This is a genomic window from Actinoplanes sp. NPDC051494 (assembly GCF_044454705.1).
In the GTDB taxonomy this organism is placed as follows: Bacteria; Actinomycetota; Actinomycetes; order Mycobacteriales; family Micromonosporaceae; genus Actinoplanes.
Window position 1 is genome coordinate 107,326 of sequence record NZ_JBITDZ010000016.1, and the last position, 22,226, is coordinate 129,551.

Genomic DNA, 22,226 nt, shown 5'->3' on the forward strand with positions numbered 1-22,226 from the left:
AGCCCCGTGAACGAGTGGCTCAACGCCCACTACATCCAGATCGCCGCCATCATCGTCGGATTCGCGTTCCGCTGGGGGGCCGGCCAGTTCCTCGGCAACGCCAACCGGGGCGGCAAAGGCTCCGCCCCCAGCGGGCCCGGCGGCAAGTCCAGCAAGTGGAACAAGTCCCGCATCGTCAAGTTCATCGCCCTGTTCTTCTATTTCGCCGCTGGCCTGCTGTTCGCCTTCGGCGCCTACCCCCTCGCTCAGTGGGTGGTCGGCTGGGGTACCGGTGTCGGCAGCTGGGTGTCAGTCATCTTCGGTGTCGTCGCCCTCGCCGCGGGTTGGCACTCCCTGTCCGGCGGTGTCGGGCTTATCCACGACATGACCGACGGCACCCCCGACGACGAAGCGTTCAAGGCTGCATTCCTGATCCCGACGACGATCCCGCTCGGCTGGGCCGCCCTGGTCGGCCTGTTCACCAACCCGCGCGGTGTCGCCACCGGCGTTGCCGTGGTGGCCGTTTCCGTGGTGACCGCGATCTACGCTCACAAGATCCTCAAGCGGGCGCACACCGCTGCCGGGCACCAGAAGCTGTGGATGTGGTTCGCCACGATCGTCAGCGCGTTCGTCGGCTTCGCGCACATCCCCGCCCTGATCTACCTCAACGACCTCGCCGGGGGGCACCTACCCGAGTGGCTGGTCTGGATGCTGCGCATCGGCCTGGTCACCGCCGGCGCCCTGTTCGCGATGATCGGTATCGGTGACCTGCTGCGGGACTGGACCCCGGAGAAGTGGTCGCAGTGGGCCGCCATGTATGCCATCCCCGTCTTCACGGTTCTGGCCGTGACCTGGTCGCAGGTGACAGCGAACGCGGAGACCAGCCTCAACACGATCTTCTCGGCGTTCTGATGTACCGCTACATGGTCGCCTGGCTGGATGTTGACGGCCTCAGAATTCAGCACGGCAACGCCGACATGAACTGGCCCCGGCCGATCGCCGACATGAACGACGTCAACGGCATCCAGCAGGCCCTCGCCCAGAAGTACCACCTGCACCAGCCCATCCTGATGGGTTTCTCCCGCTTCGAGGAGGACCAGTGACCGACACCCACCCCACCACCAACGGCCCCGACGACGACACCAAGGCCAAAGCTTTCTTCACCACCGCCCTGCTAGTCGGGGCCGGGTTCGCCGGACTCGCCGTCGCCGGAATCGTCCTCGGTTTCGACTACCTGCTGCACGGCGAACCCCACGAGCGGGAACGCCTCGCCCAGCAACGCGCCGAGGACCGCCGCAACCGCTACGAGCACGCCGCAGCATGGCTCGAAAATGACCGCGCGGAACGCAGCCTGCACCGTCAGGCAGTCCGGGAGTGGTTCACCGCCGACCCGGAGACCCGCGGCGACAAACCCAGCAGCGGGGAGACTGCGGGCCGGGTGTTCGGCCGGTCCTGGAACAACCTGCTCGTGGGGTGGCGCCGGTTCAAAACCGGCTGGAACAAGGGCCGGCAGGACGCTCGGTCCCGCAGGGACCAGGGCGAGCAGCGGTGGTGGCGTCGCCCCGACGAGCCCGACAAGCCGGCACCGATCGGCAACCCAGAGACCGAACAGCCCCACTCGGCCGAGGCCCGACGCCCGGGCCCTGACCCGCAGCCGAAGTCCCAGACCACGCCCGGTCGGCACGGTAAGGACACCGAAATCGTCGACGCCGAGATCGTCCCCGATCAGAAGCCGCCAACCACCCGGGAAGTTGTCCCCGTCGGCGACAACCCCACTGCAGGGCCCGACCCGAGGGCCGACGAATACCAGCGTCGCCTCGACGAGCTCGACAGCGAACGCCAGCACAACGGCCACCGCCCCGAACCAACCCCCATGCCCTGACCCACACGATCACGGAGGAACCACATGGCCAGCGACATCGCCACCAGCGCAACAGCACCCGCCGTCCGTAACGGCGGCGGGGCGCTCGCCGCACCTGCCGGACCCGGAGCGGTCGGCACCACCAACCTGTCCATGGTCCGGATGGTCACCCTGCTCGACCAAGCGCTTAAGGCCCTGCTGATCCTGCAGGACGTCGGCACCGATCTGCTGCAGGAAACCACCACCACCGAAGACCTCGCCAACCACCTGACGGCAAGTTTCGGCGAGCGCATCAGCCTCGAGCAGCTGCGGGTCATCGCCGGGATGCTCACCCAGATCGCCGAAGGCAGCCTGCAGATCGTCGGCAACGGACACGACGCCGTCCGCACCGCTCTGCTCGCCAACTTCCAGGTCGCCGTCGTTCAGGAACAGCTCCACTCCCTCGGCGCCGACGGCGCGTACGTCGACTCCCAGCGCCGCGCCGGCTGACCCGGGCACTGCGGTGCCGCCCAGACCTCGTGTCTGGACGGTGCCGGATTACCCGGACCGCCCCCAAGCCTTGAACCGGAGAGATCGCCATGACCCAGCCCGCCGCCCCGCCGAAGCCACCAGCACCCAAGGGTGCCCTGCCCAAGGGTGTTGTCATGGCGCGCTACTGGAAGGAAACCCCCACCGGCCCGGCGGTCCGCCACGACCACGAACGACCCGTGCTGGACGAGACCGAGATGCCGGTCGGGGTGTGGTGGATGTGCCCGGCCGGTGAATGCCCGGCCGGTGAGTGGGTGTTCCCCCGCACTGATGGCGAGCTCGCCCGGCCGAAGAAGCAGTACTGCGCCGACCATGGCGGGCAGTTGCTCTCCGGACGCAGCGAGTCAACCGACGGCGACCCGAAGGTCGCTGCCCGCGGCCGGCTGCAGCAGGCCATCACCGCCAAGAAGACCGCCGTGCGCCAGGCCGCCGCCGACGCGGCGAACGCCCGGATCGCCGCGCTGCGCGCCGCCGGCCGGGAAGAGGCCGCCCACCTGCGGTCGAACCTGCGCGAGCATGTTCCGTCCGCAGGGGTGTCGCTGGCCGCCCTGGTCACCGACTGGGCGCTGATCGAGAACCTTGACGGCTTCGAGACGTACGCGCTCGGCACCGGCCTGGCCATCGGCGGCGTGTTTCTCGCCTATTGGGCGGTGTACCTGGGTGAGATCGTCTACGCCCGGCGCATGGGTTACACCCTGAAGGAGCTCCCGCGCGCCGTCCGGCAGCGGGCCATGTCGCACGCCCGGTGGGTGGCTGCGGGCATCCTCGCCTCCGGGGTCTGGTTGGTCATGGGGGAGATGATCGGTGCGCGCCTCAACAACTGGCAGGGCGTGCTCGCGAATCTGATGGCCGCCGTGCTGATCGGGGTCGTCAACTACAACCCGTGGGCTGAGATGGTGCAGCGCCGTAAGGACGCAGCCCGCACCAAGCTGGAGGCGGCCGAAGCCGCGGCCCGCGCCGAGGAGCAGCGCCTCGCTGATCTCGAGGCTGACCGTCTCGCCAGGCAGGAGGAGGCCGAGACGGCGCGCCGGGCGGCCGAGGAGGCTGCATCCGCTGACGCCAAGAAGATCGTCCTTGCAGAAGACGACCGGGTCGTCGCCGGCCACAAGTTCGCCGAACGGTGGGCGAAACTCGCCGAGGACGCGAAGGCCCGCAGCATGGGCCCCGGCTTCGAAATCTGGCGGACCGTGGTCGTGGCTGACGCTACCCGCAAGCTGACCGCGAAGGTCGACGGGGAGCAGGTCATCATCGGCCACGAGTTCCTGGTCCGCGCCGAGCCAGGTGTCCTGGCCCCCCGCAACGGCGCGAACGTGTCGCCGTTTCTGCAGATGAAGACATGGCTGTCGTCGATGCTGGAACTCACCGACGGCATGCTGGACCTGGCCTATCAGCCGAAACGGCTCACCGGCGACAACAAGACCGAACCCCAAACGCTCATCAACCACGGCCTGGTCACCCTGTTCGACTCCCACCCGCTCGGCGCGAACATCAACCACCCCGGAACGTCCGGGGTGCACATCGACGCCAAGGGCAGCCGGTGGGGATTCGCCGGCCACGACCTGCGCGGCCGACCGGTACACCGCAGGCAGTGGACCCCCGGCCAGGCCGGCGGCGGTAACCGGGTCGGCGTGACCGGCACCGGTAAAAGCGTCGTCACCCAGGTCGTCGCATACAACGACCTGCTGCTCGGCATCCTCCCGATCATTCATGACGCCGGGAAAAACGCCATGGACTTCGTCGACTTCTACGGCATCGTCCCGGTCGGGCACACCATCGAGCACCGCGAGGTGATCCGTGAGTCGCTGTGGGCGGAGATGAAACGCCGCCAGGCGTGGATCAACACGCGGACCGCGACCGGGCTCGGTGGCATGGAAGTGACCGCCGACCCGACGTGGGACACCGCCGCAGGTGGCCCGCCGATCCGGGCGATCTGGGAAGAGTTCCACATGCACATGCGGGACCAGAAGTTCGTCAAGATGCTCGGCGAGATGATCCGTTTACAGCGGGCCACAGCCATCATGGCGGAGACGGCCACCCAGGGCTCCGGTCTCGCCGACATGGGAGATCAGAACCTGAAGGAGCAGCTCAACGAGATCATGCTGCAGATGATGCGGGTGTCGGACCACACCGCCCGGTTGGCCGGCTACTCGGGCGGCCTGCTGCCGTCGTCGCTGCCGTCGCTGCCCGGCATGATGGTCATGCAGGAGCTGAAGGGTGAGCCGGTCGGATACCGGTCGGCATACATCCCGCGTGACCCAATGAACCCGGACTCGCTGATCTACCGGATGAAGCAGCCCAACGGCACCCCGGAGGGTCAGCAGATCCTGTTCGCTCCGGAGCTGCCCGCCGAGACCATCGAGGTGTTCACCCAGTACGGGCTGATCGACCTGTGGGAGCTGGGCAAGACGAAATCGGGTCGCGAGCAGCTGCAGGCCGAGGCGGACCCGGTCGAGTCGACGGTCTACCCGCCGGACCTGATGCCCGCGGCTGTGGCGAAGCCGAAGATGCGCGCCGACGATGTGGTCATAGCCCTGTTGAAACACGATGTGGATCAGGGCGGCTCGGGTCTGACCCAGCCGGAGATGCTGGCGTCGGGATGGTGGAAGCAGACCGACGGGGAGTGGCAGAAGAACAAGGACGCGATCCCGGCCGCGTCGACGGTGCACCGGGCCTGCAACCGCATGTCCGCCGACGACACCGGCCTGATCGCCGCCGATGAGTCCAGCCCGGCTCGTTGGTCGTTGCGGCCGGCCGGACTGGAGCGCGGCGAGCAGTCCCTGATGGTGCTGCGTGCTGCCGGACTCCTGGGCTCACGGGCCCGGCAGCAGAGCCAGCAGACTGGTGTGGACGTTTCAGCATTGGAGCGGCAGGCGATGCTGGAGGCGGAACAGGCCGCGCTGATGAAGGAGCTGGTGCGCGAGGCTGCTGAGGCGATGGGCAGCCAGCCATGACCACCTATATGCGTGCAGGTGCGCGAGCGTTTACTCTCTGCTCATGGCGCAGGTTTCGAACTACCAGCTGGCAGGTCAGATCCTCAACGAGGAACGCAACCTCGACTCCGTGGAGCGCAAGCTCGCCGCAGCCCAGACCCACGCGACCCTCGCGGTTGCCGACCAGATCTATGACCTCACCCAGCAGATCCAGCGGCTTGTCGCTGCCCTGGAGGGCATTCAGGGCAGCGACATCGCCGGAACGATCACAGCAAGCACCGAAACGCTGCGCCAGCAGATCCGGTCCGTCGCCGGCGTATGACGCCCTGGCGGGCCTAACCCCGGACGGGGAAGTTCCCGCCGATGTCGTATCGCAGCACCGACGCCCCGCGCATGATCTCGTGGACGGCGGTGGTCACCGCCTGCACCCGACCGCGCTCAGGCATGTCCCTGGCGATGACGTAACCAGCGGCGAGTCCACCGTCGCGCATGGCCTTGACGATGCCGTCGTAGTCGAAGTGCGCGCTACTGGCGCCGATCGACGCGACCGCCATGATGTGCGTTGTCAGGAACGGGTCCGCGGCGACGGCGGCGATGTGTTCAGTCAGGCACCCGCGTTCCCACAGGTAGGCGCCGAGCGCACGCCATGTCGGGGTGGTGTCGCGATCCTCGGTGGGCAGGCTTTTGTCGACTGGAAGTCGGGTATGGGCGCCGTACTCCATGGAGTCCATCCAGTCACTGTCGTCAGGTGCTGGGAACGGGTGCGTCTGGTCGCAGAGCTTGCCGATGATCGGGTCTCGTTCGAACACGCGCAGTCTCCACTCAGATCGGGTTCAGGGCCGTATCCGACGGTACGGATTTCCGTCCAAGGTCAGCAGCCTGGAGCTGCGTGGGGCGGTGTGCAGTGACGCAGACCCAGCCGCCCAAGCCCGGCCTACGCGAGTGCCGCCTGTACCGGTTCTACGTCGCGGACCCGGCGACGGGGGAGCGGGTCCTCGGCTACATCGGGGAGACATGGCAGTTGCCGTTCGAACGGCTGATGCAGCATGTCCGGGACCAGCCGTGGGCGGACACCATGCTGGGCTGGGAGCTGGACCCGGTCATTTACTGGGGCAAGGACGCAGTGCTCGCCGCCGAGCAGGCCGCGGTCGAGGCTGAACGACCGCTCTACAACTACGAGTGGAACCGGGGCAACCCGCTGCGGATTGAGATCTGGCGGGCGAAGGAGCAGCGCTGGGCCCGCGATGATGCGGTGGGCCGGCCGCGGTGGGTGCCGCCGGTGAAGAAGCCGCGCGGCGCTGGGATGCAGCCCGCGCCTGCCCGGCAAGAGCTAATAGATTGGCTGATCGATTGGCGGCCGACTCCACAACAGATCAAGACGGGCCTATGGTCGAGTGCATGGGCAACAACCGCGGGCATCACCTGGGCGTACCTCGACGTCGTGACCCTGTGGCAGTGGCGGCTCACACTGGCCCTGCTGGCGGCGACCGTGCTTCTGGTGTGGGTGCGCGCGGGCTCACCCGTCACTAGGAAGCAGCGGCGCCGGGTACGGCAGCGGATCCACCGGCACTGCCTGAAGCGGTGGCGGCGGTGGTGATCGGGATATGCGACGGCCCGCCTTGGTGCGCTGATATTGCTCGAGACTTTGAGCGGGCGCTGGCCTGCCGCCCACTCCATCCGTACTCGCCTGGGGAACGCCGGGCGCACGGGCACCCGGAACAGGGCAACTAATCGGACCGCTGGCCACGCTCGCAGCCCGCTGGTTGGCATGGAGATCAGAGTTCGGGTCTGCTCAGTGTGATCCGTACGGGGTCATACGAACGGTGCGTTGTTCAGTGGAAGGCGGCTAGCTCTGGTAAACCATGCAATGGAGATATGCGAGGAGTGGGTGACCGATGGTTGATATTGGCGTGGTGGTTCAGGACATGGTGCCGTATGTGTCGGCTGCCGTGGGGGCATACGGCGGTGCCGTGGTTCAGAAGGTGGGTGACGCGGCGGGTGACGCGGGCGCCGATGCCACGGTGGGGTTGGGCCGGCGATTGCTGCGCCGATTGCTTACGTCGGGGCGCGGGGAACAGGTGCGGGCGGCGGCAACCGAGATGGGTGAGCAACCGGGTGATGAGGCATCGATGGCTGTGCTGCGAGCGCAGGTTCTGAAAGCATTGTCCCAGGAGCCGCAGCTCGTGAAGGACCTATCACAGATGTTGGACGATGCGGGTGTCGCCGGGGACCGATACACGGTGAGGATCTCAGGTAGTCAAGGCTTCCAGGTTGGCTCGAGCAACACCCAGACGAACACGTTTTCGTCGCCGCCTCAGACGTGAGCGCTGAGCCGGTCCAGTCCGATGCGGGAACCACTTACGAGGTCCAGGCCACCCACAGCTATGGCGTGCAGACCGGGTCGGGGAATACACAAATTAACATCGGAGTAAATGCGGCGAGCCTGCCGCCGGCACAATCGGTCGGTACAGGTCCGGTGGTACACAATTTGCCGCAGGCATCGGCCGTGTTCGTCGGCCGGGACCTCAGGGTGCTGGCCGAACAGCTCAACGGCGAGGGGGCCGGGGCCGTGGGCCAGGTTGCCGTTCACGGCCTGGGTGGGATCGGCAAGAGTGAGTTTGTCAACCACTATGCCCGCGCGTACATGTCGCGGCATTCGCTGGTGTGGTGGATCACCGCAGGCACCGCTGAAGGCCTCCGGTCCGGGCTCGCGTCGTTGACCCGCCGGCTGCACCCGGTCGCGACATTGGCGGATGCGCAGGAATGGGCGGTGGGGTGGCTGCAGGCGAATCCTGGCTGGTTGCTGGTGCTCGACAACGTCGAGGACCTCGATCACGTCACCGAACTACTCGGGGCGGTTAGCGGCCGCGGGCAAGTCCTTGTGACGACCCGCCGTGAGCTCGGTGCGGCCCGATGGGCCAGATCGGGGCTAACACCGCTGCGGGTCGAGGTGCTGAACCGGCAGTCCAGTATTGAGCTACTGAGCCGGTTGACGGCCCGAGCCGCAGAGGCGAAGGCGGCGGACCGGTTGGCAGACGAGTTGGGAGATCTGCCACTGGCGTTGGAGCAGGCCGCCGCTTACATCAGTCAGCACGACGGGATGAATTTCGACCAGTACCGGGCGCTGTTGTGCGGCCAGTTCCACCGCGTCGCGGGCAACACCGGGCACGGTGGGAAAGTCGACCGCAGTATCGCCGCAGTGTGGACGGTCACCATGGCTGCAATTGCCCGTACCAGTCCGTTAGGCGTTCGGGTGATCGACGTGCTGGCGTGGCTCAGTCCGGACGGTCTGCCCGATGATGTCCTCGCTCCGCTTGCAGAAGACCCGGCGGATGTCGTTGATGCCCTGTCGTTACTGATGTCGTACAGCATGATCAATCACACGAAGGGGTGCGTGGGTGTGCACCGCCTAGTCCAAGCCGTCGCCCGGATGACCCAACGGGCTGCTAACGTCACCGCAGCCATGCAAGAACGAGCTGTCGAGTTGCTCGACGCCGCGATTCCGGATGATCCGACCAACAATGTACAGGGATGGCCCCGGTGGGACGCCATGCTACCGCATGTCGATTCTTTGACGCGCAATGTAGCTGCCGATCATCACTTCTTTGGCCTCCTTAATATTCGGAACTTGGCAGCCACTTACCGGCAAGGCCAAGGTCAGATTAACGCAGCTATCGCTGAGTTTGAGGCGGTAGTGTCTGAATCCAGGCGGATCTTGGGTGAAAACCATCCATTTATATTGTTGGCGCGGAGCAACCTCGCAGTTGCTTACCGAGACGTGGGCTGGGTAGTGAAGGCGGTCACAGAGTTTCAGGCGCTGCTGCCAGACCATCGGCGGGTGCTGGGTGAGGACCACCGGAACACATTGAATTTGCGGGACAATCTGGCGGGCGCTTATTCAAGACTGGGTCGGGTGGAGACAGCGATCGAAGAGTTCGAGGCGGTGTTGGCCGATTACCGGCGTGTGCTGGGCGGGAGGGACCTCGACACATTGATTGCGCGAAACAATCTTGCCCTTGAGTATCATAAGATTGGTCAGGAAAGCAAAGCGATCACCGAGCTCGAGGAGTTGGTGGACGACTACCGGCATGCCCTGGGGGAAGCGCATCCAGAGACGCTGACTGCGCGGCAAAATCTCGCCCAGGCCTACCTAAAAGTAGGGCGGGTGCCTAAGGCGATCAGCCAGTTCAAAGAGCTGGTGGCCGATCGGTGGCGACTGCTGGGCAAGGGTCACCCGTCCACGCTGATCTCGCGAAATAGCCTTGCTGTTGCCTATTGGGCCGTGGGCCGCAGAGTCGACGCCACCACTGAGTTCGACGCGGTGCTGCTCGACTCTGAGCAGGTGTTTGGCCCGGAGCATCATTTCACCAAGGTTGTCGCTGGCAATCTCACATCTACGAGAAATCAAGATCAGAACTAGCCTCGCGCCTTCAGTAAGGGCGGCCGGTGGTGAGGCCGGGGAACGCGAAAGTGCCTTCTGATCTGGGATGATCTGGCTTGTCTAGAGTCAAGATCGTCCCGCACGGAAGGCACTTTCAGAGTGCAGAATACTCGAACGCGTCCGAAGGTTATCGCCGCTGGTGGCGCTCGCGGTGTGGTCGGTCATGCCGGCACCCGGCTGCTCACCGATCTGGCTGATAAGACGGGGTTGACCAGCGGTTTCGTCCAGGCGCTCGGGCTGGAGTGACCGGGTCGACACCGGGGGTCACCAGGAGCAGAACGTCGGTGCGTGCCACGCCAGCATCGAGGCGGCACCAGCAGGCGAGATCCGGCCGACCGGCTTGCGGCGCGTCGACCCGCCCGGTTCGCCGGCTCAGATCCTGGGCGTATGCGGCGACCGCGTCGCCCTGATCGAGGTTGGCAGCGGTCGCTGCGGCAGTTCCTGGCCTGGTGCCGGTTGGCGTACCGGCTCGCGGCGCGCCGGACAGCGCAGGAACGCGAGTAGCGGGCCACCGAGCATGTGCGTGCGGTGTGGCATCCCGAGATCGCGGAGACGGTGATCGGGTGCAAGGCGTGGGGCGTGCTGGTGAACCAGTTCGACCAGGTGGAGCAGCAGGGCCACGACGCCCAGGCGCTGCTGCGCGGGGTGCTGGCCTTCATCGCCAAGGCGCACACCCCGGCCGCGTTCGTGTACCGATCGGTTGAGGATCAGCTCGACGGGATGGTTGACCTGGGTACCCAGAGCAGCAGTGACACCCACTCCGTGGCGCCGTCGAGCGCGACGCCGGCGGCGGCATCGAGCGACACGCCCGTGAGCGTCGTGGGCGAGGGCCGAGGTGGGTGACAGGCGCCCGGACCGGCCGCCGCAGCGGGTCCGGCCGTTGTGGTCGAGCAGGTGCAGTCGGACGCTTCTATCGGTGAGGTGCAGCTTGCCGGTGGTGATGGCCAAGCCGCGCAGGTCGCCGCCCAGGCGTACCCGATCTCCACCAAAGAGGCGGTGGTGTTGGCCGGGAACGCCGAGGCGGGTGAGGCTACGGGCACCGGAACGGCGCCTGTAGGTGCGCGCGCGACGCCGTCACGGCCCGGGCCTCAACAAGCGTGGGAAGAGGCGCAGGGACGTTGATGTGGGGTCGACGAGTAGGTCCGAGCTGGGGAACGACGTGGGCGGCCAGCACACCCAGCGCAGCTGTGATCGAACATATGTACGATGCGGTGGTGACTCGTCATGATCCTCGGCATTGGTGGAACGGCAGGTGGGGCCGCGTCGCGCGACGCGATGTGTACCTGCGTACCGAGGGTGGTCACCTCGTCGTGGAGGCGCGGTCGGGTGGTGCGGACGGTGTAAGGCGAACGTGGCGTCTTTCGACGAGGCAAGAGGCGTTGTCGCTGGTCGATGAGCTGGTCCGCGACCAGGACGGCTGGTGCGAGCTGACAGTCAGGCCGTAGGTACATCATCGGGTTGTTGATCGGCGGTGGGACCGGGCTCGGGGCTACGGGACGTCTTGAGGCGCATGCCCTCGCTGGCGACCGACCCGACTGCATCGTTCCAGGCCCAGGGGACCTCGCCCACGTACAGGACGGGGGCCTGGGTGGTGGGCTCGTGCATTCGGGGGAGTTCGACTCCGGGGATGCGGATCTGCACCGTGGTGGCGTCGGAGAGCGGCAGGCGCCAGGCGTACCAGCCGTCGCGGTCGGCGTCGGGTTCGCGCACCGGGTCGCCGTCGAGGCCGGCGACGCGGTGCCGGATCGGTACCTGTTCCAGCTCGGTGGCGCGTTCGCGGACCGCGGTGAGGAACACTTCGAGCGCGGCCGCGGCGAGGTCCTCGCGGGCGTCGTCGATGGGTCGGGCGCCGGGGTAGTTCGTGCCGGGAGTGATCATGCTTTGCACGGTACGGCCGCGCTACTGGTGGTCGGGGCCTGTTGTCCGGTGCGTCCTCCCGTGACCGCTGGGTGCCTGCGATGGCTGTTACGGCTGTAGCAGGTGCACGGCAGCTCGCAGCTGGCGCTGGACGATTGCTGAGGTCGTGGTGTCGTTGTCGCTGACGGGGATACCGGCGGCGGTGTGCCGGAGAAACCATGCGGCGGCCCAGACCCGGTGCCAGCCGAGGGCCCAGGTGTCAGCGGGCTGGCCGCCACGGGGTGCGAGTGTTTCTCGGGGTCCGCCGGCGGTGAGGTAGCCCTCGAGCAGGGCGTTGAAGCGGGATCGGTCGGGTGGCAGCCGGGTGCCTTGCCAGGTGGCCAGGTCGAGCAGGCCGGGGCCGGTGAAGGTCTTGGCGAAGTCGAGCAGCCGCCACCCGCGGGCGCCGATGTGCAGTGAGGTGGGGTGTAGTTCGCCGTGGACGGTGCCGTACGGCGGCAGGCCGGCGCCCGCCGCGCGGGCGTCAGCGGCGCGGGCCAACGCGGTCAGCAGGTCGATGAGTTCCCCGGCGTCGAGCAGCCGGCCTACCGCGTTCAGCTGGTGCAGCGCGGTGAGCGCGGCGCTCGGCAGTGCGGCGAGATCGAGTGAGGGTGCTGTGGTGAGCGCGGGTGTGCGGTGCAGGTGGGCGGCGGCGATGGCGGCGTCGTGATCGGTGGCCACCCGGACGGGTTCGCCGAGGTCTTCGAGGATCATGGCCAGGAACCCGTCGTCGCGGGCGGCGGCATATACGGCGGGGACCGGTATGGCGGTGGCGGCCGCGGCGCGCAGGTGATCGGCTTCGCTGGTGAACGGGTCGCCGGCGTATTTGAAGATCACGGTGGTGGTGTCGGCCAGGTGCAGACGTTCGACGCCGGACAGCTGCCAGCGGCGGATCGGTTCGTGACGTAGCGGTGCGGGCAGGCCGGTGGCGGTGCACAGGTCGGCGGCGAGCCGGTCGCGGTCGCGACGTTCGCCGATCATCGCAGCGTCGCTCGGGCTGCGGCGGTCACCATGTCGAGCCGGTGCAGGGCGGCGCCGAGGTGCTCGGTCATAGGGGTGGGGATCCGGCCGGTGCTCGCGCGGTGCCCGGCGGCGAAGTGGGGGAGCAGCTGCAGCAGGGCGGGCCGGGCGGTGAAGAACCCGGTCACGTCCCCGCTGCGGTGGGCGCGGGTGAGCAGTGAACTCAGGGCGACGATCTGGTCGGCGGTCGAGGCGAGCAGCACGGGCGGGTCGTCGAGTGTCATGGTGGGGGCCCCGGCGTCCAGGGCTTGATGTTCGACCTGCAGCGCACGCACGATGCGGGCCACCTCCCGGCTGTAGATGTCGGTGAGGTAGGTGTCGAGGTCGAGGTCGGGTGGGGCGAACTCGGGGCTGTCGTGCAGCAGTGCGGCGGCCAGTAGTTCCGGGTCGTGCAGGCCGTGGCGGGTCAGGGTGAGGGTGACGCGCACGGCGTGGGCCAGGGCGGGCCGGTCGTCGATGATGCGCCCGGCGCACCAGGTGCGGGCGTCGGCGAGCGCGGTTGACACCAGCCGGTGAAAGGGCCTTTTCCAGGGGGTCATGAGCCGGGGTTCTCCTGCTTCGGTGGCTAGCATGGGCGGCATGGATGGCCCGCTGGCGCGTTGGTGTGACGACACCTGCGGGGTGTGCCCGGCGCAGGAACTCGGGCCGGGTGCCTTCGATGTGGTGGCGCGTCCGGGCCGGGATTTCGCTTACCGGCCGCAGGTCGGCTGGCGGGTCGCCCCGGACGGCACGGCCGTGTGCGTGCACCCGTTCCGGGTGGGACTGCCCCCGGGCCGGTATGCCTCGGCGCACGAGCCGCTTCCCGACCTGCAAGCACCGGCGCCGGCGCCGAGCGCGGAGGCGCTGGAGCTGCCCGACAGCCTTGATGACCTGGAAGGCTGGCTGGTGGCGACGTTGCGGGTCGCCGAGCCCGACGAGATGTTCCGGGCGGTGGGCCGCGCCGAACGCGCGGCCGTTGAACGGTTCGAACCCGGCGCAGTGGTGTCGGCATTGCGCCGGGTCATGTCGAACGAGTTGACGCGCCGCTAACCCACCCGGGCCGGTGTCGTGCCGGCCGGCAGGGTGTCGAAGTCGATGTTGTGGCTGCGCCCGTCGACGCCGATCCCGACACTTTCGTACAGCTGGTTGAGCACGGCCAGGCGCTGCTCGACCACCGTGCTGTCGAGCCAGTACCGCTGCGGCGGCACACCCCAGCCCGCGGCCGCGTAGTACTGGTCGGTGGGGCAGCCGAGCGTGTAGGTGAACTTTTCGAGTTCGGTGGCGTGGGGGAACTGCACCCCGAGGTCGGCCTGCAGCGTGGTCATGACGGTGAACTGGGCCAGGACGGCGTGGATCATCTCGTCGACCGGGTCGGGCACGAGGAGCTCGGCGGTAACCTCGTCACCGCCGGTCAGCTCGAAGACGGCCGCCTTGATCGCCAGGACTCGCAGGGCCTCGTGCAGCAGCGGTTCGTTGTCGGTGTCGAGGTCCCACTTGCTGATGGTCGGGAAGCCGGTGTAGGTGGCCCAGCACGGCGAGTACTTCATCGACGAGGTGGTGAGCCGGCCGTACTGCGGGTGGTTCGTGATTGCCTCGTGGATCTGCCGGGCCCGGTCGCCGACCTGCTGCACGTCCAACATGGTCATCATCTACCCCTGTCCCTCGGTGTCCGGGTGAATGCTCCCGGTAACCAAACGGTAGGAAGGAAGACCTGCGTCGAGGTCGGGCATGGTGCCCTACTCGGGCCGATACCGGCTGTGTCCGGGTAGGGCAGGGCGGGTCACTGGTGCTGGTCGACCCCGGGATAACTCCCAGCCCGGAACAACGGCAACACCAGTCAACTGTCCGGTGTCTGTTACTTCACCTCCTGCACGCCCACGGCTGCGGCAGGTTGGGTGCATCCGCCCGTAGATCACCGATACGGCAGAGACCCCGCCGGGATCCGTGCCGTCGGGCCCTCCATCGATTGAGCCTGACGCTCAAACGGCCACAGGACTGTACCTGTGCCGATCCAACACACGCGTAACCCCAAACGCCACTTATGGTCCCTTCTGGGAAGATTCCGTATGTCTTTCTTACAGGACCTGCTCGCGGCGCTTCGGTTGGGAACGGACGGTACCCGGGTAACCCCGCCACCGGCCTCGGTGGCCGGGCCCCGACGGCAGGCACTCCGCATGCCGGGAGCGGCCCGCACTCACGTGACGCCGTCGCGTCGAATGACGGGTGACCGGCGACTGCGGGTCGGCGGTGTCGGGGCGGAGCCCATCGTGCTGGAGGTCAAACCGGACTGGCGCTCCACTGCAACCGCGCTCGGCAGCATCCTGGCGGTACTCGGGGTGGCAGCCGGCCTCTACGTCACCAACGATGCCAATCGCAAGCAGCAGGAGGCCACTGGCAAGCAGCAGGAGCTGGCCACACAGCAGCAGGTTGCCGATCGATTCAGTGCCGCGATCGACCAGCTCGGTCAGGAAGACGAGAAGGGCAGCAGTAAGTTATCCATCCGGCTCGGTGGGATCTACGGCTTGCAACGGCTGATGATCGACTCCTCCCGTGACATACCGGCTGTGGTGCAGGTGCTGTCTGCCTTCGTCCGCACCCACACACCACTCCCGAATCCCCGGCCTAGGGCCGTGCCATCGGCCCCTACCGACGTCCGCGCCGCCGTGACCGTTCTCGCTCGACGGCCTCAAGGTGATACGAATCGGCTCGACTTCTCCAACACCCTGCTCGGCCTCGACCACACCGACCTGCGCGGCGCGGACCTATTCGGCGCGGACCTGCGCGGAGCGGACCTGCGCTACGCGAACCTGCGCGGAGCAGACCTGCGCAACACAGACCTGCGCGAGGCGAACCTGGACGGCGCGAACCTGAGCGGCAGCGCTCTCCTGAGCAGCGCGGACCTGCGCGGCGCGGACCTGAACGGCGCATACCTGAACGGCGTAAACCTAGTCGGCGCATACCTGCACGAGGCGAACCTGACCGGCGCGAACCTGACCAGCGCGGACCTGCGCGGCACGTACCTGCGCGGTGCGGACCTGCGCGGTGCGGACCTGCGCGGTGCGGACCTGCGCGGTGCGGACCTGCGCGGCGCGATCAACCTAAGCCAGGGTCAGCTGGATGAGACGATGGCCGACGCGCAGACGAAGCTGCCGACGATCCTGGCCATGCCAGTGCCGGCACCCACGCGGTAGCGCGGTGTGCCGGACCCCTATCAAGCCCTGTCGGAGAACTCGCTCCGATCGAATACGCGAGGCTGCCAGTAGCCGGGCCCTGGTCAGACGGTGATGTTCATCCGTTCGGCGAGCGGGGCCAGGCCCGGCAGCCGCTGCGCACGCCGGCGCGGTAGGAGCTCGGCGACGATCGCCCGGGCGATGCCCTGATGCGGCAGCGACTGCGGGGCGACCCGCTCGGCGCGCAGCACGGTGGCGACAGCGTCCCCGGAATGCCAGTCCAGGGTCTGGGCCCAGGCCACGTTGAGCAGGTAGCGCATGTGCATCGCCGGTGGCATGTGCTCCGGGTGTTCCACCCGCACGGCCAGCTGCAGGGCCTTGCGGGGCTTTCCGGCGCTGATCGCCGCGTCGACGGCTCGCATCGCTACGACCATCGGTCCGAACGACACCCCCGTGTAGCGGGTGGCCCGGTCACCGCCCAGCCGTGCGGCCGCTGTGTTCATCAGGGTGATCGTCTCGGCGGCCTCGCTGTGGCGACCCGAGCGCGACAACGCGACCGCCGCGTAGCGCAGCAGCTCACCCCAGACCGCGACCTGATCCGGTGAGGCCACCGACAACACCGGCTCCACCTCGGCGGCCGCCCGCACCGCCACGTCCTCGGCCTCGGACCACAGTCCCTGTCGCGACAGGATCCACGAGCGGGTCGCCAGCATGCTGGCGCTCAGCAGCTCGTCGTCGGCGGCCTCGGCGGCGTGCCGGGCGCCGTGCAACGCCAGATGGGCGAGGTCTTCATGCGCCAGGTGGGCCAGCAGCGACGCGGTGATCTGCAGCAGTTCCGCCAGCACTGTCCGGGCCGCCGGAAGGTCCGCCACCGTGGACGAGCTGGCCGTGACCCGGGCCGCGCCCAGCAGGCCCGGAAGGTCACGGGCCAGGACCGGGTAGGTGCCGGACCAGTACAACTGCCACGACCGGGCCAGGGCGTTCTGCAGGTCACCGATCTGCAGGACCGGCCCGTCGACCGGCAGCAGCCCGAGGACCGCGCGGCGCAGCTGCAGCAACTCGGAGTCCTCGGCGCCGTAGGCCAGCCCACGCGGCTTGCCCAGCAGTTCTGCCGGTTGGGCGTCCAGGGCGTGCGCCAGGGCGGTGAGGGTCTCCAGCCGGGCGGAATGGCGCCGGCCCTGCTCCAGCTTGCGGATGACGTCGACCGACACACCGGACGCGGTGGCCAGATCGTGCTGGCTCATCCGGCGACGGCGCCGGTACGCCAGCAGCCGACCGCCGAGCGAGGCACTTTCAGCCACCATGGTTCCTCCCGACGCTCGTGCACCCCATTGTCGACGGATCCGCTGTGTTCTCAGGATACGGCCGCAGAGCAGGTCCGAGGGCAGGGCTCGACCCGGGGTGGCCGGTTATCCGGTGAGCCCGACCCTGACCGCCAGATCAGCGGCTTGCCGGCGTAGCGCGGGCGACAACAAAGCCGCGCTGGACCTGTTGAACTCGCGCTGGGCCTCGGTCGAGGCTCAGCTGATTACCCTGAAGAAGCAGGTCACCGTCACCACCAGGTGATGTCGTCTGCTCACCAGACCAGCCATGAGAGCCCCGGCAGCCGACCAGGCTGCCGGGGCTTTCCCCGTCTGCAGGGCTCAGCCGGCGTCACGGGCCCGGGTGGAGTCCAGGGCGTTGGTGAGCCAGTCGAGGGCGATCTCGTCGGCGATCTCGCGCTGGTTGTCGGTGAGCTCGGTGGTGTCGCCCTGTTGGTCGGGGGTGAGGAACAGGTTGCCGTAGAACGCCATGCGGGCCTGTCGGTTAGCGGGCTGGATCGGCCAGAGCCGGTCGGCGAGGCCGGGGTGTCCGGCGGTACGGATTCCTCCGGCGATCGAGGGCAGCCATTCGTGTTCCAGGTCGTCGGCGGAGTGTTGCTGCTGGGCAATGCCGTGCACAAGAACGATGGAAGCCATACGGGTGGGCTCCTTCATGGACGTGGGCCGGATGCTGACAGTGAACGTTGTCTGACAGTGTGTCCGGGTGACTGTCTCCCCCGCCCGCCGGCTGGTCTTAGTGAGTGTTTTAGAGACTGGTCGGACGGCGTGTCCGGGGTGAGGTGCGGGTAGTCGTTGATGGTGGCGGTATGGCCCGTCAGCGTGTGTATCCATCTGACTTGACCGATGAGCAGTGGGAGATCATCGAGCCGATGCTCCCGCTGATCAAGGAACCCGGGCGGATCCCGGTGCATCCGTTCCGCGAGATCGTGGACGCGATCTTGTACATCGACAGGTCCGGCTGTTCCTGGCGGCAACTACCGGTGGACTTCCCGCCCTGGCAGACCGTCTACGGCTGGTTTAGGCGGTGGCAGGCCCGGGGTGTCACCGACCGGATCATGGAAGAACTCCGGGAGCAGATCCGTATCGCTGAGGGTCGTGACCCGCAGCCCTCGGCTGGGGTCATCGACTCGCAGTCGGTCAAGGCCGCCGACACCGTCGCCCGTGATACCCGTGGCTATGACGCGGGCGAGAAAATCAACGGGCGTAAGCGATTCATCGTCACCGACACCCTCGGGCTGCTGGTCGGGGTCACGGTCCTGGCGGCGTCGTGGCAGGACCGCGACGGCGCGAAACCCGCGTTGCTCGGTGTCTATCTGACCACCCCGATCCGGGTCGTGTTCGCTGATCAGGGCTTCGCCGGCCGGCTGGTCGTCTGGGCCGAGCGCACGCTGAGGACGGTCATCCATATTGTGCGTAAGCCGGCCGGGCAGCGCGGGTTCGAGGTGCACCCGAAGCGGTGGGTTGTCGAGCGGACCTTGGCCTGGCTTACCGCTCACTGTCAAGCCCCGGGTTTGATGGAGAGTCGGTTATCGGTTTTTCAGGGACGCGGTGAGCGTCCGGGTCTTCGTGTGTAGGGCTTCGTGTTCTGCGGGTGGGACGTGGCTGAGCTCGCCGTGCAGGCGGCGGTTGTTGTACCAGTCGATGTACTCGACGGTGGCCATTTCCAGGTCGTCGAGGCCGCGCCATGGACCTCGGTTGCGGACGAGTTCGGCTTTGAACAGCGAGTTGAACGCCTCGGCCATGGCGTTGTCGTAGGAATCGCCTTTCGAGCCGACCGAGGCGACAGCGCCGGCCTCGGCGAGTCGCTGACTGTAACGAATCGCTCGATATTGGACACCCCTGTCCGAGTGGTGGATCAGTCCTTGCAGGTCAGCGCCCTGGGCGGTGCGGCGCCAGACCGCCATCTTCAGCGCGTCCAACGCGAGGTCGGTGTAGAGCGAGGTGGCGACCTGCCAGCCGACGATCATGCGGGAGTACACGTCGAGTACGAACGCCGCGTATACCCAGCCCACGCTGGTACGCACGTAGGTCAGGTCAGCGACCCACAGCTGATTCGGCTGTACTGCGGTGAAGTTGCGTTTGACCAGGTCACGAGGCCGATCGGTCTCGGCCGCGGGTCGGGTCGTGCGCGGTGACTTGTCGCGTAGCAGCCCGCGTAACCCGGCCGCACGCATCAGCCGTTCGACGGTGCACCGGGCCACCGGCACGCCGCGTCGGTTCAGCTCGTGCCAGATCTTGCGGGCTCCGTAGACGCCGTAGTTGGCGGCGTGGACCTGCTCGATCATGACGGTCAGCTCGGCGTCGCGCCTCGTCCGGGCGCTGGTGGGGCGGGTCTTGGTGGCCTAGTAGGTCGACGATGCGATCTGTGCCGGCGTGTCTTGCAGTGCCTGCAGGACCGGCTGGACACCGTGTTCCTCGTGCTGGGAGTCGACGAAGGCGACCTTCATCGCGACGGACGGTCCAGCTCCGCCGCGAAGAAAGTTGCTGCGGACCTCAGGATCTGATTGGCCCGCCGCAGCTCACGGTTCTCCCGTTCCAGAGCGGCGAGGCGTTCCGCGTCGCTGGAGGTGGTGCCCGGCCGCGCGCCGGTATCGGTCTCGGCCTGCTTCACCCACACCCGCAGTGCCTCGGGATGAACCCCGAGCTGCCCTGCGATCCGCCGGATCGCGCCCACCGCGCTGGCCGGGTCCCGGCGGGCGTCGATCGCCAACCGGGTCGCACGCTCACGCAACTCATCGTCGTACTTCTTCGGTGCCGGCATAGCTAGATTCTCTCCCCGGTTTCGATGTCTCCATCAAACCCGGAGCGCAACAAGAGTGTCGCGACCAGGTTCTGAGAAATGTTTGTGCGAGCATTCCGGGCATGGTTGGTGAAGAGGATGTCAAAGTTCGAAGTCGTCTGCAGTCCTGACCGAGGTCCTCTGCATTTACCCGTCTGAGGATCGCGGAGGCTGCGGTGCGAGTGGACCCCGTTCGAGTGATGAGGGCAGGCGTCTATCCGACAATTTCTTGGCCGCACGGTGATCAACTGGTGTCTACGCGTCACACTGGATGTTTCTCGTGGAGTGTGGAGGCGCGGATGTCGAACGTCGAGGTGATCGTGGCGGCGTTGGCGGCGGGGGCGGGTGCCGGGGTGGCGAGCACTGCCAGGGCTGCGGTGCAGGACGCCTATGCCGGGTTGAAGAGCCTGCTGCGACCGTGGGTACGCGGGGATGCCCGGGTGGCGTTGGATGCCGACGAGACCGACGAAGGCGTGTGGCAGGCGCGCATCGGTGAGCAGTTGCGGACCTCCGGTGCAGCTGAGGACGAGCAGGTACGCGCTGTCGCCGAGCGGCTGTTGGTCCTGGTCGACTCGCAGGTGGCCGGGAAGTATCGGGTCGACGCGTCGCAGGCACGCGGTGTGCAGGTCGGTGACGGCAACACCCAGACCAACACGTTCAGCTAGCCTAGGATCCCGCATGGACGCAGCTGAAAACCCCCAGCCACCTGACCCCGGGCATGTCGATGCCCGGGGCGGACGCGGTGTGCAACTCGGAGACGGTGGCACGCAGCACAACTACTTCAGCAACCGGGCGCCGGTCAGGTGGCCGCACCGGGTGGGCGTCGTACCGCCGCTGGCGGACTGCCGGCAACCACGCATCGGTGACACCGAGGTGGCCGCGGCGAGCACGTCGGGGCAGGCGGTGGTGGTGTGTCAGGTGGTTACCGGCCTGGGCGGGGTGGGAAAGACGCAACTGGCCGCTGGGCTGGCGCACCAGTGCTGGCACGACAAGACGGTGGACCTGCTGGTATGGGTCACCGCCACCTCCCGCGCCGGTATCGTCGCCGGGTACGCCCAAGCCGCTGCGGACGTGACCGGTGCCGATGACCCTGAGCCGGAGCAGGCTGCGGCACGGCTGTTGGCCTGGCTCGCCGGCACCGACCGGCGGTGGCTGATCGTGCTGGACGACCTGAGCGATCCGGCGGATCTGCGCGGGTTGTGGCCGCCCACCACAGCGGTGGGACGCACGGTGGTCACGACCCGGCGCCGGGACGCCGGATTGCTGGCCGGCCGGTACGTGGTCCCGGTGGGCCTGTTCAACCGTGCGGAGGCGCACGCGTACCTGGAACACAAACTGGCCGGGTACCCGCACCTGCTGGACGATCCGGACGGCCTCGCCGCCGACCTTGGGTACCTGCCGCTGGCACTGGCGCAGGCCGCCGCGTATCTCCTCGACCGGGAACTACCGTGCGCCGGCTACCGGGCCCGGCTGGCCGACCGGCGGCGCCAGCTGGCGGAACTCGTCCCGGAGGACGGTGCACTGCCGGACGAGCACCGGTTCACGGTCGCCGCGACCTGGGCGCTATCGATCGACCTCGCCGACCGGCTGCACCCGTCCGGGGTGGCCCGGCCGCTAATCGAGGTGGCCGCGCTGCTGGACCCCAACGGCATCCCTGCCACCGTGTTCGCCGCCGACGCCATGCGGGAGCATCTAAGCGCGCGCCGCACCGCAGGGCGCCCGGTCGACGACGATGATGTCCGCGACGGCCTGCACGCCCTGTACCGGCTCAACCTGCTCACCGTCGACACCGACACCGTCCGGGTACACGTCCTAGTACAACGCGCCGTCCGCGAAGCCACCCCCGCCGACCAGCAGACCGCCACCGCCACCGCGAATGCTCTGCACATCGCGTGGCCCAGCATCGACCACGCCACCACGCCCCTGCTCACCGCACTGCGCGCCAACACCACCGCCTTGGCCGGCAACGCCGGCGACCTGCTCTGGCACCGAGGCGGGCACCCGCTGCTGTACCGGGCCGGCAACAGCCTGATCAACGCAGGCCTGCACGCCACCGCCGTCACCTACTGGCAGCACATGAGCGAACAGGCCGTCCGGCTGTTGGGTGATGAGCACCGGGACACGCTGAGCGTCCGGGCCAACCTCGCCGTCTCGTACTGGCAGGCGGGCCGGACGGCCGAGGCGATCGCCATCCAGGAGAAGGTCCTCGCCGATGTGGTGCGGTCGTTGGGTGATGAGCACCGGGACACGCTGAGCGTCCGGGCCAACCTCGCCGTCTCGTACTGGCAGGCGGGCCGGACGGCCGAGGCGATCGCCATCCG

At 67.8% G+C, this 22,226-nt stretch carries 23 protein-coding genes and 1 pseudogene; 16 read left to right on the forward strand and 8 right to left on the reverse strand.

Annotated elements, in window-relative coordinates; genetic code table 11:
- The first annotated feature begins 6 nt into the window (after window positions 1–6).
- The 6 genes from ACIA6A_RS38680 to ACIA6A_RS38705 all read left to right on the forward strand — a co-directional run bounded on the left by ACIA6A_RS38680 (window position 7) and on the right by ACIA6A_RS38705 (window position 5,620).
- On the forward strand, window positions 7–891 hold the full coding sequence (locus ACIA6A_RS38680; RefSeq protein WP_396103081.1) for a hypothetical protein: 885 nt from the start codon (window positions 7–9) through the stop codon (window positions 889–891).
- On the forward strand, window positions 891–1,082 hold the full coding sequence (locus tag ACIA6A_RS38685; protein WP_396103082.1) for a hypothetical protein: 192 nt from the start codon (window positions 891–893) through the stop codon (window positions 1,080–1,082). The genes ACIA6A_RS38680 and ACIA6A_RS38685 overlap by 1 nt, the downstream gene beginning before the upstream one ends.
- The gene (locus ACIA6A_RS38690) at window positions 1,079–1,861 is read left to right on the forward strand and encodes a hypothetical protein (protein WP_396103083.1); all 783 of its coding nucleotides are present in this window, start codon (window positions 1,079–1,081) and stop codon (window positions 1,859–1,861) included. The genes ACIA6A_RS38685 and ACIA6A_RS38690 overlap by 4 nt, the downstream gene beginning before the upstream one ends.
- A gap of 24 nt (window positions 1,862–1,885) precedes the next feature.
- A complete protein-coding gene (locus ACIA6A_RS38695; RefSeq protein ID WP_396103084.1) occupies window positions 1,886–2,329 on the forward strand; it encodes a hypothetical protein in 444 nt (147 codons plus the stop codon).
- Between the two features lie 89 nt (window positions 2,330–2,418).
- Complete coding sequence (locus ACIA6A_RS38700) at window positions 2,419–5,319, forward strand: hypothetical protein (protein ID WP_396103085.1); 2,901 nt, start codon at window positions 2,419–2,421, stop codon at window positions 5,317–5,319.
- 43 nt (window positions 5,320–5,362) lie between these two features.
- Complete coding sequence (locus tag ACIA6A_RS38705; protein ID WP_396103086.1) at window positions 5,363–5,620, forward strand: hypothetical protein; 258 nt, start codon at window positions 5,363–5,365, stop codon at window positions 5,618–5,620.
- Window positions 5,621–5,633: 13 nt separating this feature from the next.
- Here ACIA6A_RS38705 and ACIA6A_RS38710 read toward each other — a convergent pair whose 3' ends face one another.
- Entirely contained in the window at window positions 5,634–6,107 is a 474-nt protein-coding gene (locus tag ACIA6A_RS38710; RefSeq protein WP_396103087.1) for a hypothetical protein, read from the reverse strand.
- A 95-nt stretch (window positions 6,108–6,202) separates the two neighbouring features.
- On the opposite strand from ACIA6A_RS38710, the gene ACIA6A_RS38715 reads away from it, so the two are divergent.
- The 4 genes from ACIA6A_RS38715 to ACIA6A_RS38730 all read left to right on the forward strand — a co-directional run bounded on the left by ACIA6A_RS38715 (window position 6,203) and on the right by ACIA6A_RS38730 (window position 10,582).
- Entirely contained in the window at window positions 6,203–6,895 is a 693-nt protein-coding gene (locus ACIA6A_RS38715) for a hypothetical protein (protein ID WP_396103088.1), read from the forward strand.
- A 298-nt stretch (window positions 6,896–7,193) separates the two neighbouring features.
- Window positions 7,194–7,622 carry a hypothetical protein gene (locus tag ACIA6A_RS38720; RefSeq protein WP_396103089.1) on the forward strand — a complete coding sequence of 143 codons (429 nt, stop codon included), beginning with the start codon at window positions 7,194–7,196 and terminating at the stop codon, window positions 7,620–7,622.
- A complete protein-coding gene (locus ACIA6A_RS38725; protein ID WP_396103090.1) occupies window positions 7,619–9,718 on the forward strand; it encodes a tetratricopeptide repeat protein in 2,100 nt (699 codons plus the stop codon). The genes ACIA6A_RS38720 and ACIA6A_RS38725 overlap by 4 nt, the downstream gene beginning before the upstream one ends.
- Before the next feature lie 549 nt (window positions 9,719–10,267).
- Complete coding sequence (locus ACIA6A_RS38730) at window positions 10,268–10,582, forward strand: hypothetical protein (RefSeq protein WP_396103091.1); 315 nt, start codon at window positions 10,268–10,270, stop codon at window positions 10,580–10,582.
- 591 nt (window positions 10,583–11,173) lie between these two features.
- Here ACIA6A_RS38730 and ACIA6A_RS38735 read toward each other — a convergent pair.
- The 3 genes from ACIA6A_RS38735 to ACIA6A_RS38745 all read right to left on the reverse strand — a co-directional run bounded on the left by ACIA6A_RS38735 (window position 11,174) and on the right by ACIA6A_RS38745 (window position 13,161).
- Complete coding sequence (locus tag ACIA6A_RS38735) at window positions 11,174–11,617, reverse strand: hypothetical protein (RefSeq protein ID WP_396103092.1); 444 nt, start codon at window positions 11,615–11,617, stop codon at window positions 11,174–11,176.
- Window positions 11,618–11,704: 87 nt separating this feature from the next.
- On the reverse strand, window positions 11,705–12,616 hold the full coding sequence (locus ACIA6A_RS38740; RefSeq protein WP_396103094.1) for a hypothetical protein: 912 nt from the start codon (window positions 12,614–12,616) through the stop codon (window positions 11,705–11,707).
- Entirely contained in the window at window positions 12,613–13,161 is a 549-nt protein-coding gene (locus ACIA6A_RS38745; protein ID WP_396103095.1) for a metal-dependent phosphohydrolase, read from the reverse strand. Before ACIA6A_RS38745 ends, ACIA6A_RS38740 begins: the two co-directional genes overlap by 4 nt.
- Window positions 13,162–13,234: 73 nt before the next feature.
- Between ACIA6A_RS38745 and ACIA6A_RS38750 the strand changes: the two genes are divergently transcribed.
- Window positions 13,235–13,684: a hypothetical protein gene (locus ACIA6A_RS38750; protein ID WP_396103096.1), complete on the forward strand. Its 450-nt coding sequence runs from the start codon at window positions 13,235–13,237 to the stop codon at window positions 13,682–13,684.
- On the opposite strand, the gene ACIA6A_RS38755 is transcribed toward ACIA6A_RS38750, so the two are convergent.
- Window positions 13,681–14,283, reverse strand: coding sequence for a hypothetical protein (locus tag ACIA6A_RS38755; RefSeq protein ID WP_396103097.1), 603 nt, complete (start codon window positions 14,281–14,283; stop codon window positions 13,681–13,683). The genes ACIA6A_RS38750 and ACIA6A_RS38755 overlap by 4 nt on opposite strands.
- 618 nt (window positions 14,284–14,901) lie before the next feature.
- On the opposite strand from ACIA6A_RS38755, the gene ACIA6A_RS38760 reads away from it, so the two are divergent.
- The gene (locus tag ACIA6A_RS38760) at window positions 14,902–15,825 is read left to right on the forward strand and encodes a pentapeptide repeat-containing protein (protein WP_396103099.1); all 924 of its coding nucleotides are present in this window, start codon (window positions 14,902–14,904) and stop codon (window positions 15,823–15,825) included.
- An 83-nt stretch (window positions 15,826–15,908) separates the two neighbouring features.
- On the opposite strand, the gene ACIA6A_RS38765 is transcribed toward ACIA6A_RS38760, so the two are convergent.
- Complete coding sequence (locus ACIA6A_RS38765; protein ID WP_396103100.1) at window positions 15,909–17,108, reverse strand: helix-turn-helix domain-containing protein; 1,200 nt, start codon at window positions 17,106–17,108, stop codon at window positions 15,909–15,911.
- A gap of 112 nt (window positions 17,109–17,220) precedes the next feature.
- Between ACIA6A_RS38765 and ACIA6A_RS38770 the strand changes: the two genes are divergently transcribed.
- Window positions 17,221–17,370 carry a hypothetical protein gene (locus tag ACIA6A_RS38770; protein ID WP_396103101.1) on the forward strand — a complete coding sequence of 50 codons (150 nt, stop codon included), beginning with the start codon at window positions 17,221–17,223 and terminating at the stop codon, window positions 17,368–17,370.
- 77 nt (window positions 17,371–17,447) lie between these two features.
- Here the strand turns inward: ACIA6A_RS38770 and ACIA6A_RS38775 are convergent, their stop codons facing one another.
- Entirely contained in the window at window positions 17,448–17,762 is a 315-nt protein-coding gene (locus ACIA6A_RS38775; protein ID WP_396103102.1) for a hypothetical protein, read from the reverse strand.
- 200 nt (window positions 17,763–17,962) lie between these two features.
- Here ACIA6A_RS38775 and ACIA6A_RS38780 point away from each other — a divergent pair, with 200 nt between their 5' ends.
- Window positions 17,963–18,700 carry an IS5 family transposase gene (locus tag ACIA6A_RS38780; RefSeq protein WP_396103104.1) on the forward strand — a complete coding sequence of 246 codons (738 nt, stop codon included), beginning with the start codon at window positions 17,963–17,965 and terminating at the stop codon, window positions 18,698–18,700.
- On the opposite strand, the pseudogene ACIA6A_RS38785 reads toward ACIA6A_RS38780, so the two are convergent.
- Window positions 18,653–19,887, reverse strand: a pseudogene (locus ACIA6A_RS38785) (IS3 family transposase). The gene ACIA6A_RS38780 and the pseudogene ACIA6A_RS38785 overlap by 48 nt on opposite strands.
- A gap of 317 nt (window positions 19,888–20,204) precedes the next feature.
- On the opposite strand from ACIA6A_RS38785, the gene ACIA6A_RS38790 reads away from it, so the two are divergent.
- The gene (locus tag ACIA6A_RS38790; RefSeq protein WP_396103105.1) at window positions 20,205–20,570 is read left to right on the forward strand and encodes a hypothetical protein; all 366 of its coding nucleotides are present in this window, start codon (window positions 20,205–20,207) and stop codon (window positions 20,568–20,570) included.
- Window positions 20,571–20,583: 13 nt separating this feature from the next.
- On the forward strand, window positions 20,584–22,226 hold a 1,643-nt coding region (locus tag ACIA6A_RS38795; protein WP_396103106.1), incomplete at its 3' end, for a tetratricopeptide repeat protein.

Excerpts from the sequence above, each read along its gene's own strand:
- ACIA6A_RS38685 (WP_396103082.1), top strand. The coding sequence starts at position 891 with ATGTACCGCTACATGGTCGCCTGGCTGGATGTTGACGGCCTCAGAATT.
- ACIA6A_RS38695 (WP_396103084.1), top strand. The coding sequence starts at position 1,886 with ATGGCCAGCGACATCGCCACCAGCGCAACAGCACCCGCCGTCCGTAAC.
- ACIA6A_RS38700 (WP_396103085.1), top strand. The coding sequence starts at position 2,419 with ATGACCCAGCCCGCCGCCCCGCCGAAGCCACCAGCACCCAAGGGTGCC.
- ACIA6A_RS38705 (WP_396103086.1), top strand. The coding sequence starts at position 5,363 with ATGGCGCAGGTTTCGAACTACCAGCTGGCAGGTCAGATCCTCAACGAG.
- ACIA6A_RS38720 (WP_396103089.1), top strand. The coding sequence starts at position 7,194 with ATGGTTGATATTGGCGTGGTGGTTCAGGACATGGTGCCGTATGTGTCG.
- ACIA6A_RS38735 (WP_396103092.1), bottom strand. The coding sequence starts at position 11,617 with ATGATCACTCCCGGCACGAACTACCCCGGCGCCCGACCCATCGACGAC.
- ACIA6A_RS38740 (WP_396103094.1), bottom strand. The coding sequence starts at position 12,616 with ATGATCGGCGAACGTCGCGACCGCGACCGGCTCGCCGCCGACCTGTGC.
- ACIA6A_RS38750 (WP_396103096.1), top strand. The coding sequence starts at position 13,235 with ATGGATGGCCCGCTGGCGCGTTGGTGTGACGACACCTGCGGGGTGTGC.
- ACIA6A_RS38755 (WP_396103097.1), bottom strand. The coding sequence starts at position 14,283 with ATGATGACCATGTTGGACGTGCAGCAGGTCGGCGACCGGGCCCGGCAG.
- ACIA6A_RS38765 (WP_396103100.1), bottom strand. The coding sequence starts at position 17,108 with ATGGTGGCTGAAAGTGCCTCGCTCGGCGGTCGGCTGCTGGCGTACCGG.
- ACIA6A_RS38775 (WP_396103102.1), bottom strand. The coding sequence starts at position 17,762 with ATGGCTTCCATCGTTCTTGTGCACGGCATTGCCCAGCAGCAACACTCC.
- ACIA6A_RS38790 (WP_396103105.1), top strand. The coding sequence starts at position 20,205 with ATGTCGAACGTCGAGGTGATCGTGGCGGCGTTGGCGGCGGGGGCGGGT.